Origin of the sequence: Streptomyces sp. E-08 (assembly GCF_049913095.1) — a bacterium.
Lineage (GTDB): Bacteria > Actinomycetota > Actinomycetes > Streptomycetales > Streptomycetaceae > Streptomyces.
Window position 1 is genome coordinate 3,390,851 of record NZ_CP183971.1, and the last position, 17,178, is coordinate 3,408,028.

Sequence of the window (17,178 nt, forward strand, 5' to 3'; positions counted from 1 at the left end):
GTTCGTGCGACCTGATCGGGCATCCGCACAGTGTGCCGTCTGCCGCCCGCACAATGAAGGTCCGGACAAAGGTACGAAGGAGATCAAGGCTCCGGCCCACGGGCGGGCCCCGCGTGGCACGATGGCACCCGGCCCGCCGCCGCGTCTGGTGTCGGCCGCCGTGACCGAGCCGGTTCGCCGATCCGGCGCCGCGACCATTCCTCCGAGGTGGACGACCGTGAACGACACTCCGGGCTGGACCTCGCCCGGATCCGCCCCCTCCGACGGCCCGGACGGCTCCAGGATCCCCGGACCCTCCGCCCCGGCCGACGCGAACGGCTCCGCCCAGTGGTCGAAGGACCAGCCGCCCGCCGGCCAGTGGTCCCCGCCGACCGACCGGACTCCGCCCCCGGGCCCCGGGCAGAACTGGGGAACCCCGCCCCCGAACGTCAACTGGGGCAGGCCTCCGGCCGCGAAGCCCGGCATCATCCCGCTGCGCCCGCTGGGCATGGGCGAGATCCTCGACGGCGCGGTGAAGACCCTCCGCACCTACTGGCGCACGGTCCTCGCCATCACCGTCACGGTCGCGGTGATCTCCCAGATCGCCAACATCCTGGCCGAGCGGTACCTCGTGCCCGCGGCCCCGGAGCTCAACGCCGACGCCACCCCCGCCGAGCAGCTGGAGCAGTCCCTCGAAGCGGCCCAGGCCTCCCTGATCGGCCTGGGACCTGCCCTCCTCGTGACGATGATGGCCTCGATGGTGAGCGCCGCCCTGCTGACCGTCGTCATCAGCCGTGCGGTGCTCGGCCGCCCGGTCTCGCTGGGCTCCGCCTGGCAGGAGGCCAGGCCGCGCCTGCTCCAGCTGCTGGGCCTGACCCTGCTGCTCGCGGCGATGGCCTCGGCCATCGTGGCCGTCGGCCTGCTGCCCGGGCTCCTGATCGGCGGCGCCCCGGGCGTCGCCCTGACCCTCCTCGGAGGGCTCGGCGCGATCGTGGCGTCCGTCTGGCTCGTGATCCGCTTCAGCCTCGCGTCGCCCGCCCTGATGCTGGAGCGCCGGGGTGTCGTCCAGTCGCTGAAGCGATCGGCCAAGCTGGTGCAGGGCTCGTGGTGGCGGATCTTCGGCATCACCGTACTGACGCAGCTGCTGATCTTCCTCTTCGCCATGATCATCGCGATCCCGTTCACCGTCATCGGCTTCGCGGTCGACGGCGAGAGCTTCACCAACCTCCTCGCCGGCACCTCCACCACCTTCGGCTGGCCGTTCCTGATCGTCACAGGCATCGGCGGCGTGATCACCAGCGCGATCACCTACCCGATCTCGGCGGGCGTGACCGTCCTCCTCTACGTGGACCAGCGCATCCGCCGCGAAGCCCTGGACCTCGAACTGGCCCGGGCCGCGGGCCTCCCCGGCTACGGCGCCACCCCGGCCACCGACACCGCCGGGGGCTGATGCGGTGACGGTCACGGGGGGAGCGGCCGCGGCACTGGCCCGGCTGCACGCCGACGGCGACGTACCGGTGGACATCTCCCGCCTCCCCGCCCGCGAGGCGGCGGAGCGGGAGCTGTCCGATCCGAGGTACCACGAGAACGACCCGAACCTCCTCCAGCGCGGCCTCGACCGCTTCTGGGAGTGGCTCGACGACCTCTTCGGCACCGCTTCGGGGGCCACCCCGGGCGGCGTCGTCGGCCTCGTCGTCATCGTCCTGGCCGTGGCCGCCCTGGTCGCCGCCCTCTGGTGGCGCCTCGGCACCCCGCGCCGGGCCCCCGGCACCACCGGCGACTCCCTCTTCACCGACGGCCCCCGCACCGCCCGCGACCACCGGACGGCCGCCGCACGCCACGCCTCCGCCGGCCGCTGGAACCAGGCCGTCCAGGAACGGATGCGCGCCGTCGTCCGCTCCTGCGAAGAGCGCACCCTCCTCGAACCCCGCCCCGGCCGCACCGCCGACGAGGCCGCCGCCGAAGCCGGCCGCTCCCTCCCCTCCCACGCGGACGACCTGCGCCTCGCGGCCCGCACCTTCGACGACGTCACGTACGGCGGCCGCACCGCCGACGAGGCCGCGTACCGCCGCCTGGAGGAACTGGACACCGCCCTGGAGCGCAACAGGCCCACCCTCGACACCGCCTCCACGGGGACGCCCGCATGAGCCGACCGGCCACCGGCACCACCTCGACCGCCCCCACCGCCCGGCAGGTGTGGACCCGCATCCGCGGCGCGGCCCTCGTCCTCGCCCTGATCCTGACCGGCGGCCTGGCCCTCGCGACGCTCCACTCCACCGACAGCCACGGCGCCCTCGACCCGCGCTCCGCCGACCCCCAGGGCAGCCGAGCCGTCGCCGAGCTCCTCAAGGCCCGCGGCGTCACCGTCACCCTGGCCACCACCCTCGCCGAGGCCACCGCGGCCGCGGACACCGGGACCACCCTCCTGGTCACCACCCCCGACCTCCTGACGGACACTCAGAAGGGCGCGCTCCACTCGGCCATGGAGGCCTCCTCCGGCCGCACGGTCCTCGTCGGTGCCGGCCGCGCCTCCCTCGCCGCCCTCGCCCCGGGAGTCGTCGGCGCCCCGAGCACCCCGGTGCGAGAACGCGCCCCCGCCTGCACCCTCCCGGCCGCCACCCGCGCCGGCAGCGTCGACCTCGGCGGCGAACGGTACGAGGCCTCCCCCGGCACGACCGCCGACGCCTGCTACCTCGCCGGCGGCCTGCCGACCCTGCTCCGCCTCCCCGACACCGGCAGCGGCACGGCCGACACGGTCCTCCTCGGCTCGCCCGACATCCTCTACAACTCCCACCTGGACCAACGCGGCAACGCCTCGCTGGCCCTGCAACTCCTCGGCTCCCGGCCCCATCTCGTCTGGTACCTCCCCTCCCTCTCGGACACCTCGGCCACCGCCGACAACCCCGCCGACGACACCACGGGCAACTTCCTCGCGCTCATCCCCTCCGGCTGGCTGTGGGGCACTCTCCAACTCGCCCTCGCGGCCGTGCTCGCCGCCCTCTGGCGCAGCCGCCGCCTCGGCCCCCTGGTCACCGAGAACCTCCCCGTCGCACTCCGCGCCTCCGAGGCCACCGAGGGCCGCGCCCGCCTCTACCGCAAGGCGAACGCCCGCGACCGCGCCGCCTCCGTCCTGCGCGCCGCGACCCGCACCCGGCTCGCCCCGCTGCTCGGCGTCCCCGTCCAGGACGCCCACTCCCCCGACCGTCTCCTCCCCGCACTCTCCGCCCGTCTCCCCGAGACCACCGCGGACCCCAGGAACCTCCTCTTCGGCCCGGCACCCGCCGACGACGCCCCCCTCATCCGCCTGGCGGACCAACTCGACGCCCTCGAAAGAGAGGTACGCACCTCATGAGCGCCCCGACCCCCGAGACCGCCACGGACTCGGACAGCGCCCGCGCTTCCCTGGAGGCCCTGCGCACCGAGATCGCGAAGGCCGTGGTCGGCCAGGACCCCGCCGTCACCGGTCTCGTCGTCGCCCTGCTCTGCCGGGGACACGTCCTCCTCGAAGGCGTCCCCGGAGTCGCCAAGACCCTCCTGGTCCGCACGCTCGCGGCCGCACTCGAACTCGACACCAAGCGCGTCCAGTTCACCCCCGACCTGATGCCGAGCGACGTCACCGGTTCCCTGGTCTACGACGCCCGCACCGCCGAGTTCTCCTTCCAGCCCGGCCCGGTCTTCACCAACCTGCTGCTCGCCGACGAGATCAACCGCACGCCCCCGAAGACCCAGTCCTCCCTCCTGGAGGCGATGGAGGAGCGTCAGGTGACGGTCGACGGCACCCCGCGCGCCCTGCCCGAGCCGTTCCTGGTCGCCGCGACCCAGAACCCCGTCGAGTACGAGGGCACCTATCCGCTCCCCGAGGCCCAACTGGACCGGTTCCTGCTGAAGCTGACGGTCCCTCTGCCCTCACGCGCCGACGAGATCCATGTGCTCACCCGTCACGCCGAGGGCTTCGACCCCCGCGACCTGAAGGCCGCCGGCGTCCGCCCCGTCGCGGGCCCCGCCGAACTCGAAGCGGCCCGGAACGCCGTCGCCAAGGTCTCGGTCTCCGCCGAGATCGCCGGCTATGTCGTCGATATCTGTCGCGCCACGCGTGAATCCCCCTCGCTCGCCCTCGGAGTCTCCCCCCGAGGCGCCACCGCCCTGCTCTCCACCGCCCGCGCCTGGGCCTGGCTCACCGGCCGGGACTACGTCACCCCGGACGACGTGAAGGCCCTCGCTCTCCCCACCCTGCGTCATCGCATCCATCTGCGGCCCGAGGCCGAGATGGAGGGGGTCACCCCCGACTCCGTCATCAACTCGATCCTCGCCCACGTCCCCGTCCCCCGCTGAGAACGGCGCCCCATGGCCCTCACCGGACGAACCGCGCTGCTCGCCGCCCTCGGATCGCTCCCCGTCGGCATCCTCGCCCCCAGCTGGGCGGGGATGCTCGCGGTGAACGCGCCCCTCTCCCTCGCAATTCTGTGCGACTACGCCCTGGCGGCGCCAGTACGAACGCTCCAATTCACCCGAAGTGGTGATACATCCGTTCGACTCGGTGACGAGGCCGAGGTCCAGCTCACCGTCACCAATCCGTCCCGCCGCCGCCTGCGCGCCCAGCTCCGCGACGCCTGGCCGCCCAGCAGCTGGCTCCCCGGCACCGAACAGGCCGCCTCGCGCCGCCGGTTGACCGTCCCGGCCGGCGAACGCCGCCGCCTCACCACGAACCTGCACCCGACCCGGCGCGGCGACCGCCGAGCCGAACGGATCACGGTCCGCTCCTTCGGCCCCCTCGGCCTCGCCGCCCGCCAGGGCCACCACGAGGTCCCCTGGACCGTCCGCGTCCTGCCGCCCTTCACCAGCCGGAAGCACCTGCCATCACGCCTGTCCCGGCTCCGCGAGCTCGACGGCCGCACCAGCGTGCTCACCCGCGGCGAGGGCACGGAGTTCGACAGCCTCCGCGAGTACGTCCCCGGGGACGACACCCGCTCGATCGACTGGCGTGCCACGGCCCGCCAGAACGCCGTCGCCGTCCGCACCTGGCGCGCCGAGCGCGACCGCCACATCCTGATCGTCCTCGACACCGGCCGCACCTCGGCCGGACGCGTCGGCGACGTCCCGCGCCTGGACGCCTCCATGGACGCCGCGCTCCTGCTCACCGCGCTCGCGTCCCGCGCCGGTGACCGCGTGGACCTCCTGGCCTATGACCGCCGCCTCCGCGCCCAGGTCCAGGGCCGCTCCGCCGGCGACGTCCTGCCGGCCGTCGTCAACGCCCTCGCCCCGCTGGAACCCGAACTCGTGGAGACCGACGCCCGCGGCCTGGCCGCGACGGCTCTGGCCCGCGCGCCACGCCGCTCGCTGATCGTCCTCCTGACCAGCCTCGACGCGGCCCCGATCGAGGAGGGCCTCCTCCCGGTGCTCCCGCAGCTCGCCCAGCGCCACACGGTCCTGCTGGCCTCCGTGGCCGATCCCCACGTCACGCGCATGGCCGGCGCCCGCGGCACGATCGAAGGCGTCTACGAGGCGGCGGCGGCCACGCAGACCCAGTCCCAGCGCGCCCGCACCGCGGATCAGCTCCAGCGCCACGGCGTCACGGTCGTCGACGCCACCCCCGACACCCTCGCGCCCGCCCTGGCAGACGCCTACCTCGCCCTGAAGGCCGCCGGCCGCCTCTGAACACGATAGGAACTACCTCTGCGAAAGGAGTCCGCTCCGTGCCGTAAACGCAGAAAAGCCCCGCACCATAAGGTGCGGGGCTTTCCCACAATGATTGTTCGGCGGCGTCCTACTCTCCCACAGGGTCCCCCCTGCAGTACCATCGGCGCTGAAAGGCTTAGCTTCCGGGTTCGGAATGTAACCGGGCGTTTCCCTAACGCTATGACCACCGAAACTCTATGAAGTTGAACTCAACCGGCAAGGGAGTTCATTGCTTCAGAACTAACACAGTGGACGCGAGCAACTGAGGACAAGCCCTCGGCCTATTAGTACCGGTCAGCTCCACCCATTACTGGGCTTCCACATCCGGCCTATCAACCCAGTCGTCTACTGGGAGCCTTACCCTCTCAAGGAGGTGGGAATACTCATCTCGAAGCAGGCTTCCCGCTTAGATGCTTTCAGCGGTTATCCCTCCCGAACGTAGCCAACCAGCCATGCCCTTGGCAGGACAACTGGCACACCAGAGGTTCGTCCGTCCCGGTCCTCTCGTACTAGGGACAGCCCTTCTCAATATTCCTACGCGCACAGCGGATAGGGACCGAACTGTCTCACGACGTTCTAAACCCAGCTCGCGTACCGCTTTAATGGGCGAACAGCCCAACCCTTGGGACCGACTCCAGCCCCAGGATGCGACGAGCCGACATCGAGGTGCCAAACCATCCCGTCGATATGGACTCTTGGGGAAGATCAGCCTGTTATCCCCGGGGTACCTTTTATCCGTTGAGCGACGGCGCTTCCACAAGCCACCGCCGGATCACTAGTCCCGACTTTCGTCCCTGCTCGACCCGTCGGTCTCACAGTCAAGCTCCCTTGTGCACTTACACTCAACACCTGATTGCCAACCAGGCTGAGGGAACCTTTGGGCGCCTCCGTTACCCTTTGGGAGGCAACCGCCCCAGTTAAACTACCCATCAGACACTGTCCCTGATCCGGATCACGGACCGAGGTTAGACATCCAGCACGACCAGAGTGGTATTTCAACGGCGACTCCACCATGACTGGCGTCACGGATTCAAAGTCTCCCACCTATCCTACACAAGCCGAACCGAACACCAATATCAAACTGTAGTAAAGGTCCCGGGGTCTTTCCGTCCTGCTGCGCGAAACGAGCATCTTTACTCGTAGTGCAATTTCACCGGGCCTATGGTTGAGACAGTCGAGAAGTCGTTACGCCATTCGTGCAGGTCGGAACTTACCCGACAAGGAATTTCGCTACCTTAGGATGGTTATAGTTACCACCGCCGTTTACTGGCGCTTAAGTTCTCAGCTTCGCCCTGTCGAAACAGAGCTAACCGGTCCCCTTAACGTTCCAGCACCGGGCAGGCGTCAGTCCGTATACATCGCCTTACGGCTTCGCACGGACCTGTGTTTTTAGTAAACAGTCGCTTCTCGCTGGTCTCTGCGGCCACCCCCAGCTCACGGAGTAAATCCGATCACCAGACGTGGCCCCCCTTCTCCCGAAGTTACGGGGGCATTTTGCCGAGTTCCTTAACCATAGTTCACCCGAACGCCTCGGTATTCTCTACCTGACCACCTGAGTCGGTTTAGGGTACGGGCCGCCATGAAACTCGCTAGAGGCTTTTCTCGACAGCATAGGATCATCCACTTCACCACAATCGGCTCGGCATCAGGTCTCAGGCTTAATGCGTGACGGATTTGCCTATCACACGCCCTACACCCTTACCCCGGGACAACCACCGCCCGGGCTGGACTACCTTCCTGCGTCACCCCATCGCTTACCTACTACCACCTTGGGTCGACGGCTCCACCACTTTCCTTTCCCCGAAGGGTCCGGAACGGCTTCACGGCCTTAGCATTAATGGGCTCGATATTGGGCGTTTCAAAGCGGGTACCGGAATATCAACCGGTTGTCCATCGACTACGCCTGTCGGCCTCGCCTTAGGTCCCGACTTACCCTGGGCAGATCAGCTTGACCCAGGAACCCTTAGTCAATCGGCGCACACGTTTCTCACGTGTGTATCGCTACTCATGCCTGCATTCTCACTCGTGAACCGTCCACAACTCGCTTCCGCGGCTGCTTCACCCGGCACACGACGCTCCCCTACCCATCACAGTCCCCGTTGGGGGTATGTACTGCAATGACACGACTTCGGCGGTACGCTTGAGCCCCGCTACATTGTCGGCGCGGAATCACTTGACCAGTGAGCTATTACGCACTCTTTCAAGGGTGGCTGCTTCTAAGCCAACCTCCTGGTTGTCTCTGCGACTCCACATCCTTTCCCACTTAGCGTACGCTTAGGGGCCTTAGTCGATGCTCTGGGCTGTTTCCCTCTCGACCATGGAGCTTATCCCCCACAGTCTCACTGCCGCGCTCTCACTTACCGGCATTCGGAGTTTGGCTAAGGTCAGTAACCCGGTAGGGCCCATCGCCTATCCAGTGCTCTACCTCCGGCAAGAAACACACGACGCTGCACCTAAATGCATTTCGGGGAGAACCAGCTATCACGGAGTTTGATTGGCCTTTCACCCCTAACCACAGGTCATCCCCCAGGTTTTCAACCCTGGTGGGTTCGGTCCTCCACGAAGTCTTACCTCCGCTTCAACCTGCCCATGGCTAGATCACTCCGCTTCGGGTCTTGAGCGTGCTACTGAATCGCCCTATTCGGACTCGCTTTCGCTACGGCTTCCCCACACGGGTTAACCTCGCAACACACCGCAAACTCGCAGGCTCATTCTTCAAAAGGCACGCAGTCACGAGATACAGCAAGCTGTATCCGACGCTCCCACGGCTTGTAGGCACACGGTTTCAGGTACTATTTCACTCCGCTCCCGCGGTACTTTTCACCATTCCCTCACGGTACTATCCGCTATCGGTCACCAGGGAATATTTAGGCTTAGCGGGTGGTCCCGCCAGATTCACACGGGATTTCTCGGGCCCCGTGCTACTTGGGTGTCTCTCAAACGAGCCGTACAGATTTCAGCTACGGGGGTCTTACCCTCTACGCCGGACCTTTCGCATGTCCTTCGCCTATCCATACGGTTTCTGACTCGTCTCACAGCCGGCAGACTGTGAAAGAGAGATCCCACAACCCCGCATGCGCAACCCCTGCCGGGTATCACACGCATACGGTTTGGCCTCATCCGGTTTCGCTCGCCACTACTCCCGGAATCACGGTTGTTTTCTCTTCCTGAGGGTACTGAGATGTTTCACTTCCCCTCGTTCCCTCCACATGCCCTATGTGTTCAGGCATGGGTGACAGCCCATGACGACTGCCGGGTTTCCCCATTCGGAAACCCCCGGATCAAAGCCTGGTTGACGGCTCCCCGGGGACTATCGTGGCCTCCCACGTCCTTCATCGGTTCCTGGTGCCAAGGCATCCACCGTGCGCCCTTAAAAACTTGGCCACAGATGCTCGCGTCCACTGTGTAGTTCTCAAACAACGACCAGCCACCCATCACCCTGCTACCGAAGCAACAAGTTCACTGGGGCCGGCATCCTCGAAGATACGAACCTTACGGCCGTACCCTCAGACACCCAACAACGTGCCAAGCACAGTCCGTTCCTCGAATCCCGTTTTCCACGCCGAAGCAGTACTAACGATCTCGCGTCACTGACTGTGCCAACTAATCAACGTTCCACCCATGAGCTGACCGTGCAGAACGTTTGCCTGCAATCGGTACTGTGCTCCTTAGAAAGGAGGTGATCCAGCCGCACCTTCCGGTACGGCTACCTTGTTACGACTTCGTCCCAATCGCCAGTCCCACCTTCGACAGCTCCCTCCCACAAGGGGTTGGGCCACCGGCTTCGGGTGTTACCGACTTTCGTGACGTGACGGGCGGTGTGTACAAGGCCCGGGAACGTATTCACCGCAGCAATGCTGATCTGCGATTACTAGCAACTCCGACTTCATGGGGTCGAGTTGCAGACCCCAATCCGAACTGAGACCGGCTTTTTGAGATTCGCTCCGCCTCGCGGCATCGCAGCTCTTTGTACCGGCCATTGTAGCACGTGTGCAGCCCAAGACATAAGGGGCATGATGACTTGACGTCGTCCCCACCTTCCTCCGAGTTGACCCCGGCGGTCTCCTGTGAGTCCCCATCACCCCGAAGGGCATGCTGGCAACACAGGACAAGGGTTGCGCTCGTTGCGGGACTTAACCCAACATCTCACGACACGAGCTGACGACAGCCATGCACCACCTGTATACCGACCACAAGGGGGGCACTATCTCTAATGCTTTCCGGTATATGTCAAGCCTTGGTAAGGTTCTTCGCGTTGCGTCGAATTAAGCCACATGCTCCGCTGCTTGTGCGGGCCCCCGTCAATTCCTTTGAGTTTTAGCCTTGCGGCCGTACTCCCCAGGCGGGGAACTTAATGCGTTAGCTGCGGCACCGACGACGTGGAATGTCGCCAACACCTAGTTCCCAACGTTTACGGCGTGGACTACCAGGGTATCTAATCCTGTTCGCTCCCCACGCTTTCGCTCCTCAGCGTCAGTAATGGCCCAGAGATCCGCCTTCGCCACCGGTGTTCCTCCTGATATCTGCGCATTTCACCGCTACACCAGGAATTCCGATCTCCCCTACCACACTCTAGCCTGCCCGTATCGGATGCAGACCCGGGGTTAAGCCCCGGGCTTTCACACCCGACGTGACAAGCCGCCTACGAGCTCTTTACGCCCAATAATTCCGGACAACGCTTGCGCCCTACGTATTACCGCGGCTGCTGGCACGTAGTTAGCCGGCGCTTCTTCTGCAGGTACCGTCACTTTCGCTTCTTCCCTGCTGAAAGAGGTTTACAACCCGAAGGCCGTCATCCCTCACGCGGCGTCGCTGCATCAGGCTTTCGCCCATTGTGCAATATTCCCCACTGCTGCCTCCCGTAGGAGTCTGGGCCGTGTCTCAGTCCCAGTGTGGCCGGTCGCCCTCTCAGGCCGGCTACCCGTCGTCGCCTTGGTAGGCCATTACCCCACCAACAAGCTGATAGGCCGCGGGCTCATCCTTCACCGCCGGAGCTTTTAACCAGCTCCCATGCGGAAGCCGGTGTTATCCGGTATTAGACCCCGTTTCCAGGGCTTGTCCCAGAGTGAAGGGCAGATTGCCCACGTGTTACTCACCCGTTCGCCACTAATCCACCCCGAAGGGCTTCATCGTTCGACTTGCATGTGTTAAGCACGCCGCCAGCGTTCGTCCTGAGCCAGGATCAAACTCTCCGTGAATGTTTACCCGTAATCGGGTGACACTCGCGTTGAGCGGGACAGTCATGCCGGAATATGGCCGACCGTCCACAGCGTCCTCGCTGTGTATGTTGCCTACTCGCCACAAGGGCCAGCAGGACTTTCAAAGGAACCTCGCCATCCGAAGATGGACGGGGTATCAACTAATCTGGCGTTGATTTTTGGCACGCTGTTGAGTTCTCAAGGTGCGGACGCTTTCTTCGTTCCTGTTTCCAGGCCCTCCGGGCGCTTCCTTCGTTTCCGACTCTATCAGATCTTTCCGACCCGATTTCCTCGGTGCTTTCTGGTCCCTTTCGCTTTCGCTCTGGGCCCTTCCGGCGGTTTCGACTTTATCAGATTCATTTCGGCCGACCTAATCGGTGGCTTTCGTGATTCGAATAAGAATCGGGGTGACTCCGTGGAATCGAATTCCCTGCCGGAGTGAGTGAGACTCTACCCGGTCGCTACCGAACTGTCCAGTTCTAGGCAACCGTTTGAATCTACCTCCCCACGACCGCTGTGTCAACAGCTTTCGCGGGCACCGGAGGAGACTAGCAGCTCAGGAGGGCCCGACGCACATCAGGCCGCGGTGGGCAGCGCAGCGCTGCGGTCCGGCTCTTCGAGGTCGCCGGTGTCGCCGGCCCGCGCGGCACGGCCGCCGAGGACGTACACGTACGCGAGGAAGGCCAGCTCGGCGGCGATGCCGATGGCGATGCGGGCCCAGGTGGGGAGGCCCGAGGGGGTGACGAAGCCTTCGATCAGGCCCGAGACGAAGAGGACCAGGGCCAGGCCGATCGCCATTCCGACGGCCGAGCGGCCTTGTTCCGCCAGGGCGGTCCTGCGGGTCCTGGGGCCCGGGTCGACGACGGTCCAGCCCAGGCGGAGGCCCGTACCGGCGGCCACGAAGACGGCGGTCAGTTCGAGGAGGCCGTGGGGAAGGATCAGGCCCAGGAAGACGTCGAGGCGGCCGGCGGAGGACATCAGGCCGAGGCCGACGCCCACGTTCAGCATGTTCGCGAAGAGGATCCAGAGGACCGGGATCCCCAGGAACGCGCCGAGGACCAGGCACATGGCCGCGGCCTGGGCGTTGTTCGTCCAGACCTGCGCGGCGAAGGAGGCCGCGGGATGGCTGGAGTAGTACGTCTCGTACTGGCCGCCGGGGCGGGTCATCTCGCGGAGGTCGCCCGAGGCGCCGATCGAGGCCTGGACCTCCGGGTGGGTGCTGATCCACCAGCCGATGAGGACCGCGAGCAGCGTGGAGAGCACGGCCGTGGGGATCCACCAGTGCCGGGAGCGGTAGACCGCCGCCGGGAAGCCGGCCGTGAGGAAGCGGAGCGCGTCCCGCCACGAGGAGCGGCGGGTGCCGGTGACGGTGGCGCGGGCGCGGGCCACGAGCTGGGTGAGCCGGGCCGTGAGCATGGGGTCCGGGGTGCTCGACTGGACGATCGAGAGGTGGGTGGCCGTGCGCTGGTAGAGCGCGACGAGTTCGTCCGCCTCGTCGCCGGTGAGCCTGCCGCCCCGGCGCAGGAGGTGGTCGAGGCGTTCCCACTCTGCGCGGTGGGCGGTCACGTAGACGTCGAGGTCCATGATCGGCTGCTGCTCCAGGCACTGGCTGTGGACGGGTCCGTACTACTGCGGCGCGCTGCGGGCCAGCTTGGCAGACTGGCGTTCGGTGGGGTCGGGAAGGTCGGAGAAGGGTGGGTGCCGTGAGTGGTCTGGTGACGGGCGACGCGGTCGTTCTGGGATTGCAGCCCGCACGGTTGCCGAGTCGGGCGCTCGCGGTGCTCATCGATCTGGTCGTCGTCTGGGCCGCGTACCTGCTGCTCACGCTCGGGCTCGCGGTCGCGACGGCGTCGCTGGACGAGGCCGCGGTCATGGCGGTGTCCATCGCGTCGTTCCTGCTGGTGCTCGTGGGGGCGCCGATCGCGGTGGAGACGCTGACGCACGGCCGGTCGCTGGGGAAGCTGGCCTGCGGTCTGCGGGTGGTCCGGGACGACGGCGGGCCGATCCGCTTCCGGCACGCGCTCGTGCGGGGTGCGATGGCGGTCGTGGAGATCCTCATGACCTTCGGGGTCGTCGCCCTGGTCGCTTCGCTGGTGTCCGAGCGGGGTCGGCGGCTCGGGGACGTGTTCGCGGGGACGCTGGTCGTGCGGGAGCGGATACCCGCGGCCCGGGTCGTGGCCGTGCCTCCGCCGCCGCCGTGGCTGGTGGGACGTTTCGGCGGTCTCGACCTCTCGGCGGTGCCGGAGGGCCTGTGGCTGGAGATACGTCAGTACCTGACGCGGTCGCGCGAGCTGGATCCGGTCGTGGGGCGGCACCTTGCAGAACGGCTGGCCGACGAACTCGTGGCGCGGACCGGAACTCCTCCGCCGGCGGGGGTTCCGGCCGACGCCTATCTGGCGGGGGTGGTGGCCGAGCGGCAGGCGCGGGACGCCCGGCGGGCGTTGCCCCGGGGTGCGGGTGCGGCCTCCGGGGCCGCGGCGGCTCCGGCGGGCTCGCCCCCTGTGCTCGCTCCCCCTGTGCTCGCTCCCTCTGTGTTCGCTCCCCCGGTGGCGGCTGCGCCGGTTGCCTCTCCCCCCGTCGTCACACAACCCGTCGTCACACCGCCCGTCGGCGGGGCCGGGCCCGCGGCCCGGTCCACCGGCTTCGCTCCGCCCGCCTGAGCGGGCCTCCCGGGTCGGCGACCTGACCGGGTCTCCCGGGTCAGGGGAAGACCGAGGGCGGGGTCTCCAGGGCTTCGAGTTCGATGCCGGGGGCCGCGAGGACCACGTCGCCGGCGATGTGGACGGTATGGCGTTCGCCCGTGTCTAGGGCGCTGACCTGGTACTCGTCCACCGTCAGCAGGCCGTTGTCAGTGGCGTGCGCTTCACTTCTCAGCAGGGCCCAGGACTGGTCGACCGTGAGGGGGGCGAGCACCGGGTCCGTGAAGGCGACGAGCCTGACACGGGTCTCGGGGGAAGCGGGGGTGAGACGCAGGAGTCGCGTGAGGGCGACGAGGAACGCCGGGGACGTGCCGGTGAAGGCGTGGGCGCGCACATTGCCTTCGGTGGCGTGGTTTCCGGTGGGGTCCGTGCGGACCCAGGTGACGCCGTCGAGGGCCGCGCCGCGGACCTGCCAGCTCGCGGCGTGCAGTTCGAGGCGGATGGGGCGGCCGAGTTCGTCGACGGCCAGGTCGACGGAGCCCCGGTGATCGCCGGTGGGGGTGGTGATCTGCGAGACGTAGCGCCAGCCGGAGGGGCCGGGCGCGCAGTGGAAGTGTTCTTCGCCGAGGGGGGTGTGATCGTGCGGGTCATGGAGCGAATAACGGCCGCGGGGCATGGGTCGGTCCTCGGGAGGGTGCGCTTCCTGGAGCGGTAGCAGGGGGGCGGGGACGGGGCAGGCCCCCCGGCACGGGGGTGCGGGGGGCCTGCCTGAGTCCTCTACGGGTGTCCGGGACGGCGCCGCGTCAGCGCGCGGGCGCCGCCGGCCGGGGCATCAGTAGCGGTAGTGGTCCGGCTTGAAGGGGCCCTCGACCTCGACGCCGATGTAGGCGGCCTGCTCGGGGCGGAGGGTCGTCAGCTTGACGCCGAGCGAGTCCAGGTGGAGGCGGGCGACCTTCTCGTCCAGGTGCTTCGGCAGCACGTAGACGTCGGTCGGGTACTCCTGCGGCTTCGTGAAGAGCTCGATCTGGGCCAGGGTCTGGTCCGCGAAGGAGTTCGACATCACGAAGGACGGGTGGCCGGTCGCGTTGCCGAGGTTCAGCAGGCGGCCCTCGGACAGGACGATGAGGACCCTGCCGTCCGGGTAGGTCCACGTGTGGACCTGCGGCTTGACCTCGTCCTTGACGATGCCCGGGGTCTTCGCGAGGCCGGCCATGTCGATCTCGTTGTCGAAGTGCCCGATGTTGCCGACGATCGCCTGGTGCTTCATCTTGGCCATGTCCCCGGCCATGATGATGTCCTTGTTGCCGGTGGTGGTGATGAAGATGTCGGCCGTCTCGACGACCTCGTCGAGGGTCGTGACCTGGTAGCCGTCCATCGCCGCCTGGAGCGCGCAGATCGGGTCGATCTCGGTGATGATGACGCGGGCGCCCTGGCCGCGGAGGGACTCGGCGCAGCCCTTGCCGACGTCGCCGTAACCGCAGACGACGGCCGTCTTGCCGCCGATGAGGACGTCGGTGGCGCGGTTGATGCCGTCGATGAGGGAGTGCCGGCAGCCGTACTTGTTGTCGAACTTCGACTTCGTCACGGCGTCGTTCACGTTGATCGCCGGGAAGAGGAGCGAGCCGGCCTGGTGCATCTCGTACAGGCGGTGGACGCCGGTGGTGGTCTCCTCGGTCACGCCGCGGATCTCGGACGCCAGCTGGGTCCACTTCTGCGGGTTCTCGGTGAGGGTGCGGTTGAGGAGACGGAGGATGTGGCCGTACTCCTCGCTGTCCGCGGTGGAGGGGTCCGGGGCGGAGCCCGCCTTCTCGAACTCGACGCCCTTGTGGACGAGGAGGGTGGCGTCACCGCCGTCGTCCAGGATCATGTTCGGGCCGCCGGTGGGCGTGTTCGGCCAGGTGAGGGCCTGCTCCGTGCACCACCAGTACTCCTCCAGGGTCTCGCCCTTCCAGGCGAAGACCGGGACGCCCTGGGGGTTCTCCGGGGTGCCGTTCGGGCCGACGGCGATGGCCGCGGCGGCGTGGTCCTGGGTGGAGAAGATGTTGCAGGACGCCCAGCGGACCTCGGCGCCGAGGGCGACCAGGGTCTCGATGAGGACGGCGGTCTGCACGGTCATGTGCAGGGAGCCGGTGACGCGGGCGCCGGCGAGCGGCTGCTGATCGGCGTACTCGCGGCGGATCGACATCAGGCCGGGCATCTCGTGCTCGGCGAGGGTGATCTCCTTGCGGCCGAAGACGGCCAGGGAGAGGTCGGCGACCTTGAAGTCCTGGTGGGCGACAGTCGTCATGACTGGGCTGCTCCTCGTGTGTGCGAGTGCGAGGGTCGGTTGAGGCGCCTGGCACCGCGGCGGAGCCCCCTGGGCACACGAATGCCCGGGTGCTTGCTCGGTGCCGTCGTCGGAGGCCCTCTCTCCCTCGGACGGTCCGCGGACCGCCCGACCGCCATCAGCAGCGACGTCTGGCTGGTCACGAATCTACACCGATCGGCTCGGCGGGCCACAGTCCGCATCCGGCCTGCGGGGCCCCCGGCGCCCTGTGGCTCGTACGGCCGTGCGCCCTGCGCGTGGGGCCCGTACGGATGCACGAGACCCCCGGGCCGTGTGGTCCGGGGGTCCGAGGTGGTGGGGAGTGCCCGCCCGGGGGTCGCCCCGGGGGTCGCCCCGGGCCGGCGCTCCCCGGGGCCGGCCGGTGGGTCAGTGGCCGGGGCCGCCCGGGGTCTTCGCCGGGTTCCGTCCCGCGGAGGCGGCCGTCTCGCTGTAGATGTCGGGCTCCAGGTAGATGACCCGGGCGATCGGGACGGCGGCGCGGATGCGCTCCTCGGCGGCGTTGATGGCGTTCGCGACCTCGGTGGCGGTGTCGTCGTGCTGGACGGCGACCTTCGCGGCGACGAGGAGCTCCTCGGGGCCGAGGTGGAGCGTGCGCATGTGGATGAGGCGGGTGACGGTCTCGCCGTCGACGACGGCCGCCTCGATCTTCCTGACGTCCTCGACGCCGGCGGACTCGCCGAGGAGCAGCGACTTGGTCTCGGCGGCGAGCACGAGCGCGATGAGGATGAGCAGGATGCCGATGCAGAGGGTGCCGATGCCGTCCCAGACGCCGTTGTCGGTCAGCAGGGCGAGGCCGACGCCGCCGAGGGCGAGGACGAGACCGATGAGGGCGCCGAGGTCCTCCAGGAGGACGACGGGGAGCTCGGGGGCCTTGGCCCGGCGGACGAACTCCGTCCAGGAGAGGCCGCCGCGGATCTGGTTGGACTCCTTGATGGCGGTCCGGAAGGAGAAGGACTCGGCGATGATCGCGAAGACGAGGACGCCGACCGGCCAGTACCAGGCCTCGATGGGGTGCGGGTGCTTGATCTTCTCGTAGCCCTCGTAGATGGCGAACATGCCACCGACGGAGAAGAGCACGATGGAGACGAGGAAGGCGTAGATGTAGCGCTCGCGGCCGTAGCCGAAGGGGTGCTGCGGGGTGGCCTCGCGCTGGGCCTTCTTGCCGCCGAGGAGCAGCAGGCCCTGGTTGCCGGAGTCGGCGAGCGAGTGGACGCTCTCGGCGAGCATCGACGACGAACCACTGAAGAGGAACGCCACGAACTTGGCTACGGCGATCGCGAGGTTGGCGGCGAGTGCCGCCACGATCGCCTTGGTTCCGCCTGACGCGCTCATGGGTGTACGGGGTCCCTTCTTCGGTGCT

The 17,178-nt window shown here is 67.6% G+C and carries 10 protein-coding genes and 3 rRNA genes; 6 read left to right on the top strand and 7 right to left on the bottom strand.

The features are described 5' to 3' along the window. Positions 1-217 precede the first annotated feature (217 nt). From ACN9MM_RS15415 to ACN9MM_RS15435, 5 genes are read left to right on the top strand one after another with little or no spacing between them, the layout of a single operon-like run. Positions 218-1,429, top strand: coding sequence for a DUF7544 domain-containing protein (locus ACN9MM_RS15415; protein ID WP_426364151.1), 1,212 nt, complete (start codon positions 218-220; stop codon positions 1,427-1,429). A 4-nt stretch (positions 1,430-1,433) separates the two neighbouring features. Then, positions 1,434-2,126 (top strand): DUF4129 domain-containing protein, encoded by a 693-nt coding sequence (locus tag ACN9MM_RS15420; RefSeq protein WP_426364152.1) that lies wholly within the window; start codon positions 1,434-1,436, stop codon positions 2,124-2,126. After that, entirely contained in the window at positions 2,123-3,331 is a 1,209-nt protein-coding gene (locus ACN9MM_RS15425) for a DUF4350 domain-containing protein (RefSeq protein WP_426364153.1), read from the top strand. The genes ACN9MM_RS15420 and ACN9MM_RS15425 overlap by 4 nt, the downstream gene beginning before the upstream one ends. Beyond that, positions 3,328-4,311: an AAA family ATPase gene (locus ACN9MM_RS15430; RefSeq protein ID WP_426364154.1), complete on the top strand. Its 984-nt coding sequence runs from the start codon at positions 3,328-3,330 to the stop codon at positions 4,309-4,311. Before ACN9MM_RS15425 ends, ACN9MM_RS15430 begins: the two co-directional genes overlap by 4 nt. A gap of 12 nt (positions 4,312-4,323) precedes the next feature. Further along, positions 4,324-5,634, top strand: coding sequence for a DUF58 domain-containing protein (locus ACN9MM_RS15435; RefSeq protein WP_426364155.1), 1,311 nt, complete (start codon positions 4,324-4,326; stop codon positions 5,632-5,634). 96 nt (positions 5,635-5,730) lie between these two features. Here the strand turns inward: ACN9MM_RS15435 and rrf are convergent. From rrf to ACN9MM_RS15455, 4 genes are all read right to left on the bottom strand, one after another. After that, positions 5,731-5,847 (bottom strand): 5S ribosomal RNA (rrf, locus tag ACN9MM_RS15440). A 72-nt stretch (positions 5,848-5,919) separates the two neighbouring features. Next, positions 5,920-9,039 (bottom strand): 23S ribosomal RNA (locus ACN9MM_RS15445). A 288-nt stretch (positions 9,040-9,327) separates the two neighbouring features. Further along, a 16S ribosomal RNA gene (locus tag ACN9MM_RS15450) occupies positions 9,328-10,853 on the bottom strand. The 16S, 23S and 5S rRNA genes sit together here, the layout of an rRNA operon. Before the next feature lie 576 nt (positions 10,854-11,429). Then, positions 11,430-12,437 (bottom strand): stage II sporulation protein M, encoded by a 1,008-nt coding sequence (locus ACN9MM_RS15455; RefSeq protein WP_426364156.1) that lies wholly within the window; start codon positions 12,435-12,437, stop codon positions 11,430-11,432. 119 nt (positions 12,438-12,556) lie between these two features. Between ACN9MM_RS15455 and ACN9MM_RS15460 the strand changes: the two genes are divergently transcribed. Next, positions 12,557-13,513 carry an RDD family protein gene (locus ACN9MM_RS15460; RefSeq protein WP_426364157.1) on the top strand — a complete coding sequence of 319 codons (957 nt, stop codon included), beginning with the start codon at positions 12,557-12,559 and terminating at the stop codon, positions 13,511-13,513. A 40-nt stretch (positions 13,514-13,553) separates the two neighbouring features. Here the strand turns inward: ACN9MM_RS15460 and ACN9MM_RS15465 are convergent, their stop codons facing one another. The 3 genes from ACN9MM_RS15465 to ACN9MM_RS15475 form a co-directional block, all read right to left on the bottom strand. After that, positions 13,554-14,168, bottom strand: coding sequence for a hypothetical protein (locus ACN9MM_RS15465; protein ID WP_426364158.1), 615 nt, complete (start codon positions 14,166-14,168; stop codon positions 13,554-13,556). Between the two features lie 156 nt (positions 14,169-14,324). Continuing rightward, a complete protein-coding gene (gene ahcY, locus ACN9MM_RS15470; RefSeq protein WP_426364159.1) occupies positions 14,325-15,779 on the bottom strand; it encodes an adenosylhomocysteinase in 1,455 nt (484 codons plus the stop codon). A 405-nt stretch (positions 15,780-16,184) separates the two neighbouring features. After that, entirely contained in the window at positions 16,185-17,150 is a 966-nt protein-coding gene (locus ACN9MM_RS15475; RefSeq protein WP_426364160.1) for a cation diffusion facilitator family transporter, read from the bottom strand. Between the last annotated feature and the right edge of the window lie 28 nt (positions 17,151-17,178).